Genomic DNA, 17,792 nt, shown 5'->3' on the forward strand with positions numbered 1-17,792 from the left:
TATTATGCCGAGGCCAAGAAGACACAGAAGAATCCTAATAAAACCACCAATCAAATGCTTCAAACCAGACATAGAATCAGATGGACTGATCAAAGTAACATTAGACGAATTCGAAGCCATAAGACTCAAAGACTACCACAATATAAAACAGAAAAAAGCCGCTGAAATAATGGGAGTATCACAGCCCACATTCCATCGTATAATAAAATCAGCACGTTCAAAGATCGCAGAGGCCCTGGTCGAAGGCAAAACAATAATCCTGAAAGGAGGTGATTATATAACAGACAGAAAAAGATACAAATGCCTAGACTGCCAATTCGAGTGGATATCCCCCAAAAAAGAATACGAAAAATGTCCAGAGTGCGGCTCAGAAAACATAACCATGATAGGAGAGGATATAATACCTGGAAGAATTACCATGCAAAGAGGAATGGGGAGAGGTATGAGAGCCGGGCCACCAAGAGCCTGTAAATGCATCGAATGCGGATACGAAATGCCAAAAACCCCAGGAGTACCATGCAGAAGCGAAAAATGTCCAAAATGTGGCGGAATAATGTGTGCCGCTGATTAAAAAGGTATAGAAAGGTATGCATAACATTCTTAAATGTAAAGATCTCAGACCATCCCTGGTAAGAGTCCATTCTTCGCATTTTATGGTAATGGAAGAGCAGAACTTGAAGGAGATTATGAATTTATGCATCCTATACAGGGATATCCAAGATCCCCCATGACGGACATCAAAAAAAAAAGCAAACATTAATGGAGGTGTCGTGTCAATAGAATTCTTCCTCCTATCAATCCCATAAGAGAGCCAAGGAAAGCCAGTAACATCAGCGGATCATCTCATAATACAACCAGAAGCCACACCTGAGGATTATATGCTGATCACGGCACCATAAAGGATAATAGAAGATTGGATTCAAATATCAGCCCCCCCATTTGGCAAGGCAAACCATTTCCTCATAGCATCATTAAAAGATGACAAAAATCCAAGATTAGGATAATAGAAAGGGTATAAAAGCTGCGAAATTGCTAAAATCATAATAAATCATTTATCAGAGGGTCTAACATCTAATTGTGGGTGATGACTGGATGGGTAGGGTTTGGGACGACCTGAATTACGCCTGTTGGAGACCAAGCGTCGTTGAAGCAGACTTGCAATAGCTGGTGGCAGTTCACAGGAAACGCTTATAGAAAGTTTAGATAAGGCCTTTTATCATGGCCGTTACTGTTCTAATATGGTCCTCTTGGGAGTTAACCTCTTGGACAATGGATTTAAATAGCTTATCTGTTATTGGAATTGGCATGCTCCTGAATACATAGGAGTCTAACATGAATTTGAAGGCTCTTTCTGCAGCGAGCCCCTTGAACTTACCCTTCTCAGAATCCATGTAAATTGGGTTATCCTCTATTGGAAGCTTTTTCACCTCTTCTGCAAGGGTGGTGCCTGGTATTGGCTCTGCAATACTCACAAAATAGTCATCAAGCATGAGTTCATCTGCAAGTTCAACTGTGGCCTGGAAATCCTCCTCATCTTCACCTGGATAACCCACTATAAAGGATCCGGCAACTTTCACTCCATGTTTTCTGGCCATTTCAACAGCTTCGAACACGTCATCGACGCTTATACCCTTTCTCATCCTTTTTAGGATTCGTGGACTTCCTGATTCGATACCATAGTATACCCAACCATTTGTATACTTTGCTATTGTTTCTAGTATTTCATCTGTTACAAGGTCGACCCTTATATCAGGTACTGTCAGGTTCATTGGTCCTGTGATTTCACTAATTCTTTTTATTAGTTCTATAAATGCTTCCTCGTTAATGTTCTTGAATTTTTCGCTACCATAGAGGGTTCCCGTACCCCCACTTATGGCTATTCTCTTGGCGCCTTTCCTTTTGAATTCTTTAACCTCGTCTATTATCTCTTCTAGGTTTCTGCTTCTGACTTTTCTCCCGAAGAAGCATGGAACTTGGCAGAATGTGCAGTTTCCGGGACATCCTCTGTGGGTTTCGATGTAGACGTTAGCTCCTCTTATGTTTTCATTGGAAATGTCTGATGGTATTAGTGGTGTTGGATGTCCTATGGGTGCTTCACCTGGGGGTGGTGTGGTTATTATTTCATTGTCTTTTTTGAGTGCGATCCCTGGAATAGATGAGGGGTCTCTGTCTCCTTTTATATATTCCATTATCTTTTCTATTCTGTTTTCTGCTTCGCCCTTCACGATAAGGTCCACGTCAAGGTATTTGAATATCATCTGGTGGTCTGTGGTTACTGGGCCTCCGAGTACTTTAAAGGCTTTTATCTGGTTGATCTCTTTTTTGTATTTGAGTAGGTGGATTGTTGAATGTAAGCTTATGAAAACAATATCGGCCTTGGGATCCTTGAAGTCCTTTTTTAGGGTTACATCATATCCTAGACTTTTCAGGATCCCCGCAACTATCATTGAACCATAATTGTAGAATTCGGGTGTTATAACCACTATTTTCATCCTCGTCTTACCCCGAAGAAGTTTATGGCTTGTATGAGCTCATAGAATCCTTCCATTTCCCTTTCGATGACATCGTATTTGTTGAGTGTGCCGCTCATTTCACCATCTACTGTTAATTTGTCGGGGCCCCTTGCTATTATCCTGTCTGTTCCGTCACGTGTTAGGATTTTTTCGGCTTCTTTGTCATGTACGAATGCTCTTCCTGGTATTATGACGGTCTCTTTGAGTTGTGAGAGGTCTACTTTTTCCAGGTCTTTTCTTGTTATTAGGCATGCTATGTCTTTTTCTGTGGCGTAGACGTTGACGAGGTCTTGGGCTTTAAGGTTTTTTATTATCTTTTTTATGTATGGTGCTGCTATTTTCCCTGTGAGTATTGTGGCCTCTGCTTTTATCTCTGGGAGTATTTCCAGGTATTTTTTGTTACTGTCATCTGCTAGAGCGAATGGTGTATTATTCTCTGGGTCGCAGACTGGTGTGCCTGTCACTCTTAGGTTGAATTCTTTGTCGATTTTTCTTATGAGGGATTCGAATTCTTCTACAGTGTGAGGTTTTATTCCCTTGAGTATTGGATCATTACCTAATATGATTCCTTGGTTTTCGTGGTTGGCGAATCTCATCATGATTAGGGCTTGCGCCCCCCATTCTTCCAGTTTTGTGCATGTTTCTAGTAGGTCTTGGCCGTCGTTTACACCTGGGATTATGACTGCTGCTGCGTGGACTTCTATTGTTTCGCAGAATTTTTTTAGGGCTTCTAAGGATGCTTCTGGTTTTTTGTCTTGCATCCATTCTCTTCTAATTTTGGGGTTGCAGGAGAATACTGTGAAGGTGACTTCTTCCACTCCATTGTTGATTAGTTTTGTGGCGATTTTTGGATCGTCTATGCCCTTTCCACTCGTATAACCTAAATGTATTGGTATCCCCAGGTTTTTTATGCCTTCTGTCAGTTCTTCGAGGTGGGGGTAGCAGCTCACGTCCCCGCCACCGCTTATGTTGACTTTGAGGTTCTCTTCTTGTGGTTGTGTCATCATGAGGGTTGTTTGGACGTTGCTCAGGACGAAAAATGGGGGTAGGAATCTATTTTTGCGTTCAGCAACTTCTAGTGTGCATGTTTCGCATCCTAACCTGTTTGGTGTGCAGTTCCTACAACCTAGTGGTGGGAAGTCCTTAACACCTTTAAAATAGCAGTATTTGCAGTATCCTCTGCAGTCTATTCCTGGTCTGCCACCGACATCAGCCATTATTTGCATGATTATTATCTTATCCTTTTAGTGATAAATAATTTATTTGAGAATGGAAAAACTGTGAAAAATATTGAAAATGTTAATAATTCTATACATAGCCCTATTTTCTTATTTATAAATTTTTCGACTTGAATTAAAAAGAAACCTTAATTAAACATGTTAATAAGAGATATACACCGTATACTATGCAAGGTTTAGATGAACGATCTTGGACATCCCCGGATGTCCAACTTGCATAGTATACAAAACTAATTGTTAGGAGGGAAAAAATGGCGAAGTTTGAGGATAAGGTCGACTTGTACGACGACAGAGGCAACCTCGTCGAAGAGGACGTGCCAGTAGAAGCCTTAAGTCCTCTCTGGAACCCAGCCATACGACGTATCGTACAAGGCATTAAAAGGACAGTAGCCGTCAACCTAGAAGGAATCGAAAACGCACTGAAAACAGCGAAGGTAGCAGGACCTGGATGCAGAATACCCGGAAGAGAAATGGACCTTGACATCTTAGGAAATGCCGAGGCCATAGCAGAAACCGCAAAGGAGATGATACAAGTCTCCGAAGACGACGACACAACAGTAGAATTGTTACATGGTGGTAAGAGAGCACTCGTACAAGTACCAACCACAAGATTCGAAGCTGCCGCAGAATATTCTGTAGCACCACTAGTAACCTCTAGCGCATTCATACAGGCCATAATAAAAGAATTAGACGTCAACATGTACGACGCCAACATGGTCAAGGCAGCAGTACTCGGAAGATACCCACAATCAGTCGAATACCTTGGAGGTAACATAGCCACAATGCTAGACATCCCACAGAAACTCGAAGGCCCAGGATATGCACTAAGGAACATCCTAGTCAACCACATCGTAGCAGCCACACTCAAGACCACAATGCAAGCAGCAGCACTATCATCAATCCTGGAACAGACAGCAATGTTCGAAATGGGTGACGCAGTAGGAGCATTTGAAAGAATGCACCTTCTTGGACTTGCATACCAGGGTATGAATGCAGACAACCTGGTATACGACCTAGTAAAAGAAAACGGAAAAGAAGGAACAGTAGGTACCGTGATAGCCTCTGTTGTTGAAAGAGCACTCGAAGATGGTGTGATAAAAGTCGAGAAAGAATTAGACGGCTTCAAAGTATATGGAACAGATGACATACCACTATGGAACGCCTATGCTGCAGCTGGTTGTATGGCCGCTACAATGGTCAACCAGGGCGCAGCAAGAGCAGCCCAGGGTGTATCATCCACGCTATTATACTACAATGACCTAATCGAATTCGAAACAGGACTGCCAAGCGTAGACTTCGGAAGAGTAGAAGGTACAGCAGTAGGATTCTCCTTCTTCAGTCACTCCATCTACGGTGGTGGTGGTCCAGGTATCTTCAACGGAAACCACATCGTCACAAGGCACAGTAAAGGGTTCGCCATACCATGCGTCGCCGCTGCAATGGCACTAGACTCAGGAACACAGATGTTCTCCCCAGAAGCAACATCCGGACTAATTAAAGACGTGTTCAGCCAAGTAGACGAGTTCCGAGAACCACTCAAATTCGTAGTGGAGGCAGCAGCCGAAATAAAAGACGAAATCTAGATGATCTCACCCAAGATTGGGGGCAAAGAACCTAATGGACATAGAAATATTCCCACACAGACTCCTCGGGGCCGACACAACCGAGAAGCTCCTTAACGACCTTGAAGAAATCAAGGGTATAAAGAGGATGGTCATACAAGGCCAGAGACTCCCCCCAGCAGAGGAGGGACACCCCGACCGTAGAATAATCAAAATCAGCGGTCAGGAAGTTGAACTACAAGTGAAAACTGGCCGAGTACTCCTAGAAGTTGAGGATGAAAGTGCAATCGATGATATAAAGAAAGTCTGCGAGGATAACCTGCCATTCGGATTCGAAGTTCACATAGGAAAATTCATAAGGACCCAGAAGACAGTAACCGATGAACTAAAATATGGGGAACTCCTTGATGAGATCCCAGATGAACTCGTCGGTTTAACAGACCCCAACGCAAGATTATCCGAACGCGCCACAATAATAAAGAAAAAGAAGAAAAGGGAGCAGTAGATGATCGGAAAGTGCACACATGTTGTTGACTGCCGCGAAACAATGGGCATGGGTGAAGGAGGCGGTATAGCCCAGAGGGGAACTTTCGCCCAATGCGGGAGCGAAGTACTAGCCGTTGCAATGTCCCCCGGCAGACGCCATATAACAAAACCAGTCTGTGAGATAACATTCGCACTCCGTGAAGCTAATATAATGACAAGCACACTAGTATTAAACGCAGGGGCAGGAGTACCTCAAGATGCTCCAACAGCAGGCGCTGGAAGCTTATTCGGACTCACAGATCAAGAAATTGAACAAATGAAAAGACACAAGCTCCTAGTAGTACACTTAGGAGGAGTGAAACACCACATCATCTACAAGGCCAGACTCATACTAAGAAATGTAGACCGCCCTTGCATAGTAATATGCGAATATCCTGTCGACTTCGAGGACTTCGCGAAGATAGGGGTTAAAACGAGGGTTGTCATGCCAGAAGAACCCAAAACAAAGGGTATAATAATTGATATAATCAGTGGGGTTATTAGAGGAGAAACATGCCCCCAAGAAAAGTTGGATGAGATCATTAGAAAGGTTAAGTTAGCATTAGGAGGTGCATGATATGGCACAATTCTATCCCGGCAAAACCAAGATTGCCGAAAACAGAAGAAAATTCATGAACCCTGAAGCCGAATTAGAAAAATTGAGGGAAGTCTCAGACGAGGACGTGGTATGGATCCTAGGACACCGAGCACCCGGAGAAGAATACCCAAGCGTACACCCACCCCTCGAGGAATTAGATGAACCAGAAGACCCAATAAGGGAGCTCGTAGAACCACTAGACGGTGCCAAGGCAGGTGACAGGGTTAGATACATCCAATTCACAGACTCAATGTACAATGCACCAGCCCAACCATACGTAAGATCCAGAGCATACATGTGGAGATTCAGAGGGGCTGATGCAGGTACACTATCAGGACGACAAATTATCGAAACAAGAGAAAGAGACCTTGAAAAATTCTCCAAGGAACTTATCGAAACAGAATTCTTCGACCCAGCAAGAAGCGGTATAAGGGGTAAAACAGTACACGGACACTCACTACGATTAGACGAAAACGGTATGATGTTCGACATGCTAAGAAGACAAGTCTACAACCCAGACACAGGCAGAGTAGAAGCAGTTAAAAACCAGATCGGAGACGAACTAGACGAACCAATAGACCTAGGAGAGCCACTAGACGAGGAAACACTAAAAGAGAAGACCACAATATACCGTGGAGACAACATAGCATACCGTGATGACGAACCTGTAGTAGAAGTAACCCAAAGAATTCACGTCCTCAGAAGCCAAGCAGGCTTCCTACCAGAAGAGATAAAATAGGAGGGGAGGTGTGAAATATGGCAGAAAAGAAGATAATAAAGAAGGTCGATGAAGCAAGCCTAAAAGAAGAAAGACTATTCCTGAGGTCTCTGAAGAACAAATTCGAAGAATCCCCAGAAGAGAGACAAACAAGCTTCTACAAATTTGGGGGCTGGAAACAATCAGAGAGGAAAAGAGAATTCGTAGAAGCAGGTAAAGAAATCGCCAAGAAACGTGGAATACCCGGATACAACCCAGACATTGGTACTCCTCTAGGACAGAGGGTGCTGATGCCATACCAGGTATCCACAACAGACACCTTCGTAGAAGGTGACGACCTACACTTTGTAAACAACGCTGCAATGCAACAATTCTGGGATGACATCCGAAAAACAGTTATCGTAGGATTAAACCACGCTCACGCAGTCATAGAAAAGAGGCTGGGTAAAGAAGTTACACCAGAAACAATAAACCATTACCTTGAAACAGTCAACCACGCAATGCCAGGTGCAGCAGTCGTGCAAGAGCACATGGTAGAAACACACCCAGCATTAACAGACGACAGTTACGTTAAAGTCTTCACAGGTAACGATGAAATAGCAGACGAAATAGACGACGCATTCCTCATAGACATAAACAAACAATTCCCAGAAGACCAAGCCGAACAACTCAAAGCCGAAGTGGGAGATGGAATCTGGCAGGCAGTCAGAATACCCACAATCGTATCAAGGACATGTGACGGTGGTACCACAAGCAGATGGTCAGCAATGCAGATCGGTATGTCAATGATCTCCGCATACAAACAATGTGCAGGTGAAGCTGCAACAGGAGACTTTGCATACGCTGCAAAACACGCAGAAGTCATCCACATGGCAACCTACCTACCAGTAAGACGTGCAAGGGGTGAAAACGAACCCGGCGGATTAGCATTCGGATACCTCGCAGACATAGTCCAATCAATGAGGGTCAACTACGATGACCCAGTACGCGTCGCACTCGACGTCGTCGCAGCAGGTGCAATGCTATACGACCAGATCTGGCTAGGCTCATACATGTCAGGTGGTGTAGGATTCACACAATATGCAACAGCAGCATACACAGACAACATCCTAGACGACTTCACCTACTATGGTAGAGAATACGTCGAAGACAAGTATGGTGGACTTGCAGAAGCACCTAACACCATGGACACAGTCCTAGACGTGGCAAGTGAAGTCACATTCTATTCCCTAGAACAGTATGAGGATTACCCATCCCTACTCGAGACACAATTTGGAGGATCACAGAGGGCAGCTGTCGCAGCAGCAGCATCCGCTTGTTCAACAGGATTCGCAACAGGAAACTCACAGACCGCATTAAGCGGATGGTACTTGTCAATGTACTTACACAAGGAGCAGCACGCAAGACTTGGATTCTACGGATACGACCTCCAAGACCAGTGTGGTGCAGCTAACGTCTTCGCAATAAGAGGAGACGAAGGCCTACCATTAGAGGCAAGGGGAGCCAACTATCCAAACTATGCAATGAACGTGGGACACCAGGGTGAATACGCAGGTATAGTACAGGCAGTACACGCTGCTCGTGGAGATGCATTCTGCTTCAACCCACTAGTCAAGATAGCATTCGCAGACGACAACCTAGTATTCGACTGGACTAACGTACGTGGAGAATTCGCTAAAGGCGCTCTAAGAGAGTTCGAACCAGCCGGTGAAAGAGACCTCATTACACCAGCAAAATAATCACAGCACAAAAAAGGAATGGATGAGGGTGTATTACACGCGGGGGAACCCTCCTGCGTGTGATACACCTATTTTTTTATTACTTAAAGGGAAAGGAGGAACAAAGTATGGATTTCGTTAGTTTAGGTGTAGTGGCTTTGATGAGCGCAGCTGCAACCATAGCAGGGGCTGCGGAAGACTTAGAGTCTGATGTAGGATCCCAGAGTAACCCGAACTCCCAAGTCCAGTTAGCACCACAAGTAGGACACCTGCACCGTATATTTAACAAGGCAGTATCTGGAGAACCAGTAGCCTATGGTTTATGGGCTGGTATCGCAGGCTCAGTAGCGTATGTGTTCCTAAGCGCTCATATCCCTGTGATCATCGCAATAGCCCTCGGAGCAGTTGTAGCTGCGATGGTTCATGCAATATATGCTGTAACATCCCATATGGGTAGGATCGCGAGCCAGTCTCAATTTAATCAACCATTATTCCTCGACATACTCGTCGAGCATATAGGCCCAATTGCAGGCCATGGATTTATCGTGACATTCGGTATTGTAGGATTATCATATCTTATGACATTACCACTTGAAGGACTTGGCCACCCATTCCCACTACCATTACTTGCAGTGTTGTGGGGTATCACAATAGGGGCCATTGGTTCATCAACTGGAGACGTCCACTATGGTGCCGAGAGGGAATACCAGCATTACCCATTCGGTGGTGGCGTGCCAGTGGCAAACCATGGTGACATAACAACCAAAGCAGAATTAGGGGCCAGGAATTCAATGGATGTTGTCAACTTCTGCGCAAAATATGGAGGACCAGTCACAGGATTCGCCTTTGGACTCATAGTATTCTTCAACTTCTGGGTCACGATAGTATTTGGCATACAGGGTGGCATTATCGTCGGCCTTATAATAGTCCTATTATTGATAATCCTAAACAATAGGATAGAAATGTTCGCAAGAAAGAATTATGGACCCTACAAGGTGAGGGAGGAATAGATAATGGATCCATTAACATTAATAGGAGCAATTACAGTTGGCGGAATACTCGTAGGTGGAGGCGTCCACTTCGTACCTGTGGGAGGAGCTCCAGCTGCCATGGCAACAGCAACTGGTGTTGGTACAGGTACTGCGATGCTAGCGGCTGGTGCAGGTATGACTGGATTGATAACGGCAGCTGCAATGACAGGCCAAAACCCAGTACTGATACTAGCCGCAGGGGCGGTTGGTGCAATGCTAATGCTAGGTATAACCATGCTCGTTGGTAATCTAGTTTACGTTTTCGGTGTAGGCACAGTTCCAGTGTCAGCAAAGGTCGACCGAGACCCTATAACAAGACTTGACCAGAAAGACTATGTAACCCCAGGTACAGAGGGTCATGGCCTCCCAACAGTCTGTTTTGTGAGTGGTCTTATAGGAGCAGCCCTCGGTGGAATAGGGGGGGGCCTAGTATACTGGGCGCTGCAACAGGCACTACTCCAATCTTATGGGATGATAGGAGCAAGTACAATTGCGGGGATATTCGCTGTTGGAGTGTTCTTCATTAATGCCGTGATCGCATCATACAATATCGGCGGTACCATCGAAGGATTCCATGATCCCAAGTTTAAGAGGATTGGTAGAGGCATAGTAGCTTGTCTCGTCGCCTCCTTAATAGCCGGGATATTTTCAACATTATTGATTGGAGGTGTATTCTAAATGACAGTAGCAGCCGGAGGCCCTACAGCCGCTGCAATCCCAGAGAGTAGATTGTTAGCCCTTGGGATTATAGGTGGCCTTGTAGGCATATACTTATTCGGTGTTCCTGTGATTGGAAGTTTACTCGCATGTCTTGGTGCAGTTTGTGCCATAGTATGGGGTGCTGATGCCATTAGAAGAGTTGCAAGTTATGGTCTTGGTACAGGTGTACCATCTATAGGGTACATGTCAGTGGCTATTGGTATAGTGGGACTAGTTGCAGGTATCGCCACGCCCATGGTAGTGGCCGTGCCTAACATGGCAATACCCATAATAGGCTTGATACTTGCAATGATACTCGGAGCCATTGTAGGATTCCTAGGCCAGAAGGTCTTGAAGATGAAGATCCCAATCCTTACAAGGTGCACTGCCGAGATTTCAGGAGCCGCTGCACTCTCCGTCCTAGGATTCCTAATAGCCATAGCTGGCAATTACACTATGAAGCCAGTGGTAAGTTCAGTCGTGGCAACGGGATTCATAGCTCTGCTCTTCATATTGAATACTATGGCCATCCAGCATCCATTTAACGCATGCCTTGGACCAAACGAAAACCAGAGAAGAACCCTTAAACTAGCAGCAGCATGTGGATTCCTTTCAATGGCCGTGATAGGACTACTATCAGTTACAAGCAATCCAGGATGGTGGCTTGTATTACTCGTTGGCGCCATAGGATGGCTAATAGCTTTCAGAGCGTTCGTCGGCGCGACCTTTGAAGATGCAGCTTCTGTTAAGTGGACTGGATTATGGCCTAAGGAGGAAGAATTCGAATAAAAGGAGGATATAGAAATGGTGGACATGTTACCCTTGGTTAAGGTTGTCCCTGAATTTAACTATAGCCTAGATCCTTCCACGGGCATAATAGGGGCGGCCGTTGGAAGAGAACTCCTAATATTATCCATGGATGAGATAAACCAACAGATAGCTGCTTTAGAGGCCACAGCAGATGATCTTGTTAATTCATTGGATCCGAGCACAGTACCGGAAGGATCATACCCTGGCAGGGAGGGAGTATACCTCACCGCGGGTAAACTAACAAATATAGTCTATGGTTTCATCCTTGGCATGATACTACTGTGCGCCTGGATACTCTTATAGGAGGTGTTTTTTGTGGTTGAGAAAAAGGCTCCTGCTGAGGGTTGGCCTGTAGTGAATGGTGATTATATTGTAGGTGACCCGGAGAGTCCTGTGGCTGCAGTGACTCTCGCCAGCCATATTGAGGATGTTCCCCATGAGGCTGGTGCTGCTATAGCTGGACCCTGTAAGACAGAGAATATTGGTCTTGAGAAAGTAATTGCCAATGTGATCTCCAATCCTAATATCAGGTTCCTTGTGCTTTGTGGTTCAGAGGTTCAAGGGCATATTGTAGGTCAGAGTCTCGCAGCCCTCTATGAGAATGGTGTGGACCCGGAACAGAACAGGAAGATCATAGGAGCTGATGGTGCAATACCCTACATCGAGAACATACCAGATGAGGGCATAGAGAGATTCCAGAAACAATTAGAACTCGTAAACATGATAGACGTTGAAGACCCAGAGCAGATCAAGGCAAAGGTCAAAGAGTGCATAGAAAAAGACCCAGGAGCATTCGAAGAAGAACCAATGGTAATAGAAGTAGAAGAAGAAGCCGAGGAAGAGGTTGGCGAGGAAGTTAGGCCCGTTGCAGCGGAAACAGCTCTCATAGAAGCTAGGATGAGGAACATACAAACCCAGGTTAAAATGATAGGTTCCACCAACCGGATGTTCGCAGGCATGTACTCAGGGAAAGTCCAGGGTATAATGATAGGCTTAGCCTTCATGTTAACCTTGGGGCTGCTATTAATGATATAGTGGAGGTAATAAAATGGTGATCAAATTATCAAGTAAACCAAATGTCCGAGGCATAAAAAATGTCACAGAGGACATAAGATACAGAACCCAATTAATCGGTAGAGATGGCCGATTGTTCGCGGGCCTAATAGCTACTAGGATAAGCGGGATCGGCTATGGTCTCATCATAGCCTTTATCCTAGGGCTGATAATACCTCTACTAATGACGTACTTGAGGGTACGTGGGGTGATCTAATTGGCAGAGGAAGAAACTATAATACCTCGTGTGATGGTATCTGCTGAAGAATTCAACAAAGCTAATGAACGCCTAGACGATGTTGAAGAGAAGGTTGAATTCGTAGTCGGGGAATATTCCCAGAGATTAGGTCAGCAGATAGGTAGGGATGTTGGGATCTTATATGGTATACTTATAGGTCTTTTAATCCTTTTAGCTACGAGACTTTTATTTGCAGGATTTATAAAATCCCTATTGGGATTCTAAAATAATTATTTGGGAGGTATAACATGTTTAGGTTTGATAAAGAACAAGAGGTATTTGACATAGCCGGTGTTAAAGTTGGAGGTCAACCTGGAGAATATCCAACAGTCCTAGCTGGAACAATATTCTATCCTGGGCAGGACATTTATGAAGATGAAAAGAAGGATATTTTCAATAAGGAGAAAGCCGAAGCCCTGATAAAACTTCAGGAAGAAATGTCCGACACGACTGGTAACCCTTGTTTCGTGGGTATACAAGCCGAAGATGGCGAGTCAATGGCTAGACATATAGACTTCGTTGTTGAAGTTACAGATGCGCCATTCCTCATAGACTCAACAGTGGCTGATGCGAGACTTGCAGGGGCTACCCATGCCGATGAGATAGGAGTCGCTGACAGGGCCATATACAATTCAATAAACATGTCGATTGATGATGATGAAATCGCAGGCTTAAAGGATACTGGCGTATCCTCTGCTGTGGTTTTAGGTTTCAATGCCCAGGACCCCAGTGTTAAGGGCAGAATCGCCATATGGGAAGATGGTGGGGGTATGATCCCTAAAGGATTGCTAGAAATTGCAGCAGAGTGTGGTATTGACAAGCCACTTATGGATGTTGCAGTAACACCATTAGGTGCAGGTGCAGGGCATGCGGTAAGAACAGCATTTGCTGTGAAGAGCAAATGGGGATACCCTGTCGGTAGCGCCATCCACAATGTACCATCTGCCTGGAACTGGGTGCGAGACTTTAGAAAAGAGCACAGAGAGGTTTGGCCCGTCTGTGACGTGGGCTCCAACTTCATACAGCAGATGACAGGCTCAGATTGGATATTCTACGGTCCAATAGAGAATGTTAGGATGGCCTTCGCCGGTTGTGCCATGACTGACATCTTTATATGCGAAGCAGCCTTGGACCTGGGCACAGAACCACAAACAGAGGACCACCCATACTACAAACTCCTCTAATGGTTCTCTTTTTTATCATTTTTTTAGTCTCCTTTTTTTATCGTAAACTTTAAATCTGATTATAGTTAATGGATTTTTTGGTGGATCCTTTGATAATTGGTGTTGTCCTAGTTATTGCATTGGCAATATCCTTGATTATAGTTATAAAATCTGCAAATGTTTTCGTTGATAATCTCGTGGAGATTGGGGGAGCCTTTGGGATATCAGAGATTATCCTTGGGGTTACGGCATCTGCCATCGGCACTTCTTTGCCAGAATTCGGCTCAGCGGTTATAGCGTCACTTTCTCAGAGCACGGAGATTGGTGTGGGTTGTGTTATAGGATCTAATATTTGGAATATTGCAGGGATATTAGGCCTTTCAGCGATAATGGCGGGGAATATTGGTGTTGGATCAGCTAATTTTAGGAGAGATTTCACAGCCCCTCTCTTGACGGGTATTGTATTAATTTTATTCATGTTCTTGGGTAGTATCGGTAGGTTTGCCGCCTTTGTCATGATATTGTTATATTTGGTCTATTTCTGGAGTCTTATAAAAGCCCAGAAGGATTATAACAGGAAACATGAAGAAAATGGGGGAAGGAGAAAGTTGGATCCTAGGATTGTTCTTTTCGCGTTCTTCGGATTCGCCGGGCTCGTGGTAGGGTGTAGGATACTAGTTTATACTGCTGTGGAACTTGCGAGGATATTTGGGGTTCCTGAGATGATAATGGGTTTATTCACATTAGCCATTGGAACAAGCATTCCAGAGTTTGTTGTGACACTTTCATCTGCAATTAAGGGACTCCATCATCTATCTATTGGAACAGTCCTTGGGAGTAACACCTTTAATATCCTGATAGGTATAGGGGTCCCTGCACTTATAAAACCGATTCCAGTTGATCCCCTTGCTTTGAATTTGGATGCGCCAGTTATGATAATGGTGACAATACTACTACTGTTATTAATAAGACGGGGGGAAATGAAACTTAAAAGGAGTGGGGGTATAATATTATTCACTGTATACTTAGTATATGCGTTTATTAGATTAAATGGTGTTGGATATGTATAGGAAGATTCTTGTTGCGACAATGGGCGAATACATGGATGAATTAATAGAGCATACACTAGAGTTACTCCATGGTAGAGAAGCCGAGGTCTTATGTTTATATGTTGTTGACACGTCGGTGCCCTTTTTAACTCCGCGGAAGATTAAGCAGATGATGGCGAAGGAACTTCGGCAAAGAGGAGAAAAAATAATAGAGGAGATGAAAAAGGGATTAGACGGCCCGCAAAACCCTAACATAAAATTTAAGGGCGTGATAAGGGAGGGAGACCCTGCAGAGGAGATTGTTAAATTCGCGGAGGAAGAAAAGGTTGATGTTATCGTATTAGGGACTGGTAAAAGTCTTGTTGATAAACATTTACTTGGGAGCGTCTCAGAGAAGGTTGTACATTATGCGCCTTGTACTATTCACCTTGTAAGAACAATATAAAAACGGGGAGCCCCCCATACTTTGTCCAACAGATTTCTGGAAGAAATTATATTCATGATATTAGATCAACCAATAACCCGTGGGGGTACAAAAGTATGTGGTTTCTGAGTAAACTTTTCGGTCCTAAACCAGTAATAGCCAAAAGTAGGTACAAGACCATAGAAGAGATAAAGGCGTCACCTTTCACGAAAAAAACTGTAGGTTCTGGGTACGCGTTAAACCCTGACGTATATTATATAGTGGCCTCGGTAGAATTAGGTAACACCACCACCAAGTGCATACTAACTGCAACTAATCTTAACACAAGTCGAAGCTACCTCCTAGATAAGACTGTTAACATGACCAGGGACATAAGACCCCCAAAACCCGGTGAAGAAGTCTTTGGGAAAACAGTATGGGGTGTTGAATTAACAAAGGAATCAGTAGCCGAACTTGTAAGGGACACAATCCTAGAATCGGCCAAGAGGGCCCGGATAGATATAGAAGAGGATCTTGATTTCGTGGTAAGATCTACTGGTGTTACAGCTGGATTCGCATCACCTAAAGACGTTGGCCAACTCATCATAGCATTGGCGGAAGGGTGCCTGAAGGCGGGTATACCACCAAGGAAGATGGCACCAGCCCTCTCGGTTGATAATCTACCCCCACGTTTAAGAAAATTTTCCCTCCTAGATAAAGTGATATTTGATGGTGCCGTGGCAAGTGTAATACCACCCACTGGTAGGCAGGTAGTCGCCAATGAAATGGAAGGAGAACTAGTCACAGCTGGGATCAAAATAGGGGCCAAATGGACAAAGGTAGACTACAGGAACCCTTGTGTATCCTTAGACTTTGGCACAACACTCGCGGGGCGTATAGTGAACAGTGCAGAACCCTATGCGAGGACAATCGGAAACTTCTGCGGGCTTGCGGGGGCCATACCCGACGCCCTTATAAGGGGGACTGAGATGGTTGACATGGAGGGTGGAGCAGCCATAGACCTTTATAGGAAATCCATCCTAAAGGGGGCTGACTGGAAAAAGGCGCGTGAAAATGCCGAGATGATACATGAAGAGGTTATAGATATAAGGAAAGTCCCAGAGGACCGTAGAAGATTTGGTACGGTTCCAGTTGACCCCGATGCGGCCTATGATGCTGGTACAACACTCATAGGCTGTGATGCGGGTAAAAATGGTGACAAACTTCCAGAACTTGCGAAAATTGGACATGAAATATACCAAGAAGATGGTATAAACACGTTATTCGCAACCCTAGACTATGTGAGCGCACTCATAGCAAAAAGGCTCATAGACGAAGCCTTCGAGGAGGGGGTTATAGAAGAGGGTTCAGTTTTGGGGGTAACTGGAAGAGCGGGTATAACAGGTGAAAAACCAAGACTAATACTAGAATATGTTAATAAAAGGTTCAGGGATGTTGTTTTCGTCTCAGATGCCCTTGCCCTGGGCGCCGCTGTAATGGCCCGTTGCATGAACTCCATAGGCACGCCACACACGCCGATAGGTGGTAGACAAGGAGGACCATGCATACTCGGGATGAGGAGGAAATTACAACGCAAAAAAGAGGAAAAATGGATAGAATAATAGCCATCGTAATGGCGGGTGGGAAGGGCACGCGCCTAAACCAGGAACATGAAAAACCACTCACCCCAGCAGGTGGAAAACCCCTCATAGAGCATGTCCTAGAAAACCTTGAAGGATCAGATAATATCCAAAATATAATGGTTGCAACAAGTCCAAACACCCCATTGACGGAAGATCATGTGAAGAGCTTGGGATATAGCATAATCCGCACCAGTGGCAAAGGCTACATAGAAGATCTGAGGGAAATATTATCCTATTTTGAAGAAAAGGGCGATTATATCCTATTCGTTATAAACGCGGACCTGCCATTAGTTGATCCCCCTCTCATTGATGAAATAATAGAATATTATAGAGTTTCTAGTGTGGAGGCCCTCACAGTTTTCGTACCCCTTGGAGTTTATGAGGAGCATGGTCTTATACCATCTGCTTCATGGAGGGGTATGGTACCCAGCGGGGTAAATATATTAAGGAGTAAAAATAAGATACAAAAACAAGAAGTTTTAAAGGTTCCACGATTGGAACTTGCACTAAACATAAACACTCTCAGGGATCTTATATTCCTCGAAAGACTATTGGGTGATGATATTGGAAGAGAAAAGTCTAATAAAAGGAGAAGAGAAATATTGGAGCGACATTAAAGGTTATCAGGTCGCTACGAATAATGCGAGGATACTTGGCGAACTCGAAGAACTTATAATTAACGATAAAACGGGTAAAATAACAGATATTGTCATAAAAGTAGAAAAAGGGAGGAACGTCACAGTAAAGGGTGCGAAGAAGAAGGGTGACCGCCTATTCGTACCATTCGGGAAAGTGGAGAAGGTTGGAGAATTCATAATAATAGCAGAATAA

The 17,792-nt window shown here is 44.4% G+C and carries 21 protein-coding genes; 19 read left to right on the top strand and 2 right to left on the bottom strand.

Features of this window, described 5'->3' with window-relative positions:
* Positions 1-4 precede the first annotated feature (4 nt).
* The gene (locus MTTB_RS01330; protein ID WP_248564734.1) at positions 5-571 is read left to right on the top strand and encodes a DUF134 domain-containing protein; all 567 of its coding nucleotides are present in this window, start codon (positions 5-7) and stop codon (positions 569-571) included.
* A 628-nt stretch (positions 572-1,199) separates the two neighbouring features.
* Here the strand turns inward: MTTB_RS01330 and MTTB_RS01335 are convergent.
* Together MTTB_RS01335 and mmp10 are read right to left on the bottom strand one after the other, a co-directional pair.
* Positions 1,200-2,492 carry a methyl-coenzyme M reductase glutamine C-methyltransferase gene (locus MTTB_RS01335; protein ID WP_248564735.1) on the bottom strand — a complete coding sequence of 431 codons (1,293 nt, stop codon included), beginning with the start codon at positions 2,490-2,492 and terminating at the stop codon, positions 1,200-1,202.
* Entirely contained in the window at positions 2,489-3,739 is a 1,251-nt protein-coding gene (gene mmp10, locus MTTB_RS01340; protein WP_248564736.1) for a methyl coenzyme M reductase-arginine methyltransferase Mmp10, read from the bottom strand. The genes MTTB_RS01335 and mmp10 overlap by 4 nt, the downstream gene beginning before the upstream one ends.
* Before the next feature lie 263 nt (positions 3,740-4,002).
* Here mmp10 and mcrB point away from each other — a divergent pair, with 263 nt between their 5' ends.
* From mcrB to MTTB_RS01430, 18 genes are all read left to right on the top strand, one after another.
* The gene (gene mcrB, locus MTTB_RS01345; protein WP_248564737.1) at positions 4,003-5,334 is read left to right on the top strand and encodes a coenzyme-B sulfoethylthiotransferase subunit beta; all 1,332 of its coding nucleotides are present in this window, start codon (positions 4,003-4,005) and stop codon (positions 5,332-5,334) included.
* Between the two features lie 34 nt (positions 5,335-5,368).
* Positions 5,369-5,818 (top strand): methyl-coenzyme M reductase operon protein D, encoded by a 450-nt coding sequence (mcrD, locus tag MTTB_RS01350; protein ID WP_248564738.1) that lies wholly within the window; start codon positions 5,369-5,371, stop codon positions 5,816-5,818.
* On the top strand, positions 5,819-6,415 hold the full coding sequence (gene mcrC / locus MTTB_RS01355) for a methyl-coenzyme M reductase I operon protein C (protein WP_248564739.1): 597 nt from the start codon (positions 5,819-5,821) through the stop codon (positions 6,413-6,415).
* Between the two features lies 1 nt (position 6,416).
* Positions 6,417-7,175: a coenzyme-B sulfoethylthiotransferase subunit gamma gene (gene mcrG, locus MTTB_RS01360; protein ID WP_248564740.1), complete on the top strand. Its 759-nt coding sequence runs from the start codon at positions 6,417-6,419 to the stop codon at positions 7,173-7,175.
* A 17-nt stretch (positions 7,176-7,192) separates the two neighbouring features.
* The gene (mcrA, locus tag MTTB_RS01365; RefSeq protein WP_248564741.1) at positions 7,193-8,893 is read left to right on the top strand and encodes a coenzyme-B sulfoethylthiotransferase subunit alpha; all 1,701 of its coding nucleotides are present in this window, start codon (positions 7,193-7,195) and stop codon (positions 8,891-8,893) included.
* A 107-nt stretch (positions 8,894-9,000) separates the two neighbouring features.
* Positions 9,001-9,882 (top strand): tetrahydromethanopterin S-methyltransferase subunit E, encoded by an 882-nt coding sequence (gene mtrE / locus MTTB_RS01370; RefSeq protein ID WP_248564742.1) that lies wholly within the window; start codon positions 9,001-9,003, stop codon positions 9,880-9,882.
* A 3-nt stretch (positions 9,883-9,885) separates the two neighbouring features.
* The gene (gene mtrD, locus MTTB_RS01375) at positions 9,886-10,581 is read left to right on the top strand and encodes a tetrahydromethanopterin S-methyltransferase subunit D (protein ID WP_248564743.1); all 696 of its coding nucleotides are present in this window, start codon (positions 9,886-9,888) and stop codon (positions 10,579-10,581) included.
* A complete protein-coding gene (mtrC, locus tag MTTB_RS01380; protein WP_248564744.1) occupies positions 10,582-11,391 on the top strand; it encodes a tetrahydromethanopterin S-methyltransferase subunit MtrC in 810 nt (269 codons plus the stop codon).
* 18 nt (positions 11,392-11,409) lie between these two features.
* Positions 11,410-11,715, top strand: coding sequence for a tetrahydromethanopterin S-methyltransferase subunit B (locus MTTB_RS01385; protein WP_248565240.1), 306 nt, complete (start codon positions 11,410-11,412; stop codon positions 11,713-11,715).
* A gap of 12 nt (positions 11,716-11,727) precedes the next feature.
* Complete coding sequence (gene mtrA / locus MTTB_RS01390; RefSeq protein WP_248564745.1) at positions 11,728-12,447, top strand: tetrahydromethanopterin S-methyltransferase subunit A; 720 nt, start codon at positions 11,728-11,730, stop codon at positions 12,445-12,447.
* A 16-nt stretch (positions 12,448-12,463) separates the two neighbouring features.
* Complete coding sequence (mtrF, locus tag MTTB_RS01395; RefSeq protein WP_248565241.1) at positions 12,464-12,682, top strand: tetrahydromethanopterin S-methyltransferase subunit F; 219 nt, start codon at positions 12,464-12,466, stop codon at positions 12,680-12,682.
* Entirely contained in the window at positions 12,683-12,928 is a 246-nt protein-coding gene (mtrG, locus tag MTTB_RS01400) for a tetrahydromethanopterin S-methyltransferase subunit MtrG (protein WP_248564746.1), read from the top strand.
* 23 nt (positions 12,929-12,951) lie between these two features.
* Positions 12,952-13,887 carry a tetrahydromethanopterin S-methyltransferase subunit H gene (gene mtrH / locus MTTB_RS01405; protein ID WP_248564747.1) on the top strand — a complete coding sequence of 312 codons (936 nt, stop codon included), beginning with the start codon at positions 12,952-12,954 and terminating at the stop codon, positions 13,885-13,887.
* Positions 13,888-13,976: 89 nt separating this feature from the next.
* The gene (locus MTTB_RS01410) at positions 13,977-14,936 is read left to right on the top strand and encodes a calcium/sodium antiporter (protein WP_248564748.1); all 960 of its coding nucleotides are present in this window, start codon (positions 13,977-13,979) and stop codon (positions 14,934-14,936) included.
* A complete protein-coding gene (locus MTTB_RS01415; protein ID WP_248564749.1) occupies positions 14,929-15,360 on the top strand; it encodes a universal stress protein in 432 nt (143 codons plus the stop codon). Before MTTB_RS01410 ends, MTTB_RS01415 begins: the two co-directional genes overlap by 8 nt.
* A 95-nt stretch (positions 15,361-15,455) precedes the next feature.
* Positions 15,456-16,940, top strand: coding sequence for a methanogenesis marker 14 protein (locus MTTB_RS01420; RefSeq protein ID WP_248564750.1), 1,485 nt, complete (start codon positions 15,456-15,458; stop codon positions 16,938-16,940).
* Positions 16,928-17,578 (top strand): TIGR00454 family protein, encoded by a 651-nt coding sequence (locus tag MTTB_RS01425; protein ID WP_248564751.1) that lies wholly within the window; start codon positions 16,928-16,930, stop codon positions 17,576-17,578. Before MTTB_RS01420 ends, MTTB_RS01425 begins: the two co-directional genes overlap by 13 nt.
* Positions 17,520-17,792: a PRC-barrel domain-containing protein gene (locus MTTB_RS01430; RefSeq protein ID WP_428343369.1), complete on the top strand. Its 273-nt coding sequence runs from the start codon at positions 17,520-17,522 to the stop codon at positions 17,790-17,792. The genes MTTB_RS01425 and MTTB_RS01430 overlap by 59 nt, the downstream gene beginning before the upstream one ends.

Origin of the sequence: Methanothermobacter tenebrarum (assembly GCF_023167465.1) — an archaeon.
GTDB lineage: Archaea > Methanobacteriota > Methanobacteria > Methanobacteriales > DSM-23052 > Methanothermobacter_A > Methanothermobacter_A tenebrarum.

Bases quoted from the DNA above. Each gene is read 5' to 3' on its own strand.
- mcrB (WP_248564737.1), top strand. From the start codon at position 4,003: ATGGCGAAGTTTGAGGATAAGGTCGACTTGTACGACGACAGAGGCAAC.
- mtrH (WP_248564747.1), top strand. From the start codon at position 12,952: ATGTTTAGGTTTGATAAAGAACAAGAGGTATTTGACATAGCCGGTGTT.
- mcrC (WP_248564739.1), top strand. From the start codon at position 5,819: ATGATCGGAAAGTGCACACATGTTGTTGACTGCCGCGAAACAATGGGC.
- mtrC (WP_248564744.1), top strand. From the start codon at position 10,582: ATGACAGTAGCAGCCGGAGGCCCTACAGCCGCTGCAATCCCAGAGAGT.
- mmp10 (WP_248564736.1), bottom strand. From the start codon at position 3,739: ATGCAAATAATGGCTGATGTCGGTGGCAGACCAGGAATAGACTGCAGA.
- mcrG (WP_248564740.1), top strand. From the start codon at position 6,417: ATGGCACAATTCTATCCCGGCAAAACCAAGATTGCCGAAAACAGAAGA.
- mtrD (WP_248564743.1), top strand. From the start codon at position 9,886: ATGGATCCATTAACATTAATAGGAGCAATTACAGTTGGCGGAATACTC.
- MTTB_RS01415 (WP_248564749.1), top strand. From the start codon at position 14,929: ATGTATAGGAAGATTCTTGTTGCGACAATGGGCGAATACATGGATGAA.
- mtrE (WP_248564742.1), top strand. From the start codon at position 9,001: ATGGATTTCGTTAGTTTAGGTGTAGTGGCTTTGATGAGCGCAGCTGCA.
- MTTB_RS01330 (WP_248564734.1), top strand. From the start codon at position 5: ATGCCGAGGCCAAGAAGACACAGAAGAATCCTAATAAAACCACCAATC.
- MTTB_RS01430 (WP_428343369.1), top strand. From the start codon at position 17,520: ATGATATTGGAAGAGAAAAGTCTAATAAAAGGAGAAGAGAAATATTGG.
- MTTB_RS01425 (WP_248564751.1), top strand. From the start codon at position 16,928: ATGGATAGAATAATAGCCATCGTAATGGCGGGTGGGAAGGGCACGCGC.
- MTTB_RS01335 (WP_248564735.1), bottom strand. From the start codon at position 2,492: ATGAAAATAGTGGTTATAACACCCGAATTCTACAATTATGGTTCAATG.
- MTTB_RS01420 (WP_248564750.1), top strand. From the start codon at position 15,456: ATGTGGTTTCTGAGTAAACTTTTCGGTCCTAAACCAGTAATAGCCAAA.
- mcrD (WP_248564738.1), top strand. From the start codon at position 5,369: ATGGACATAGAAATATTCCCACACAGACTCCTCGGGGCCGACACAACC.
- mcrA (WP_248564741.1), top strand. From the start codon at position 7,193: ATGGCAGAAAAGAAGATAATAAAGAAGGTCGATGAAGCAAGCCTAAAA.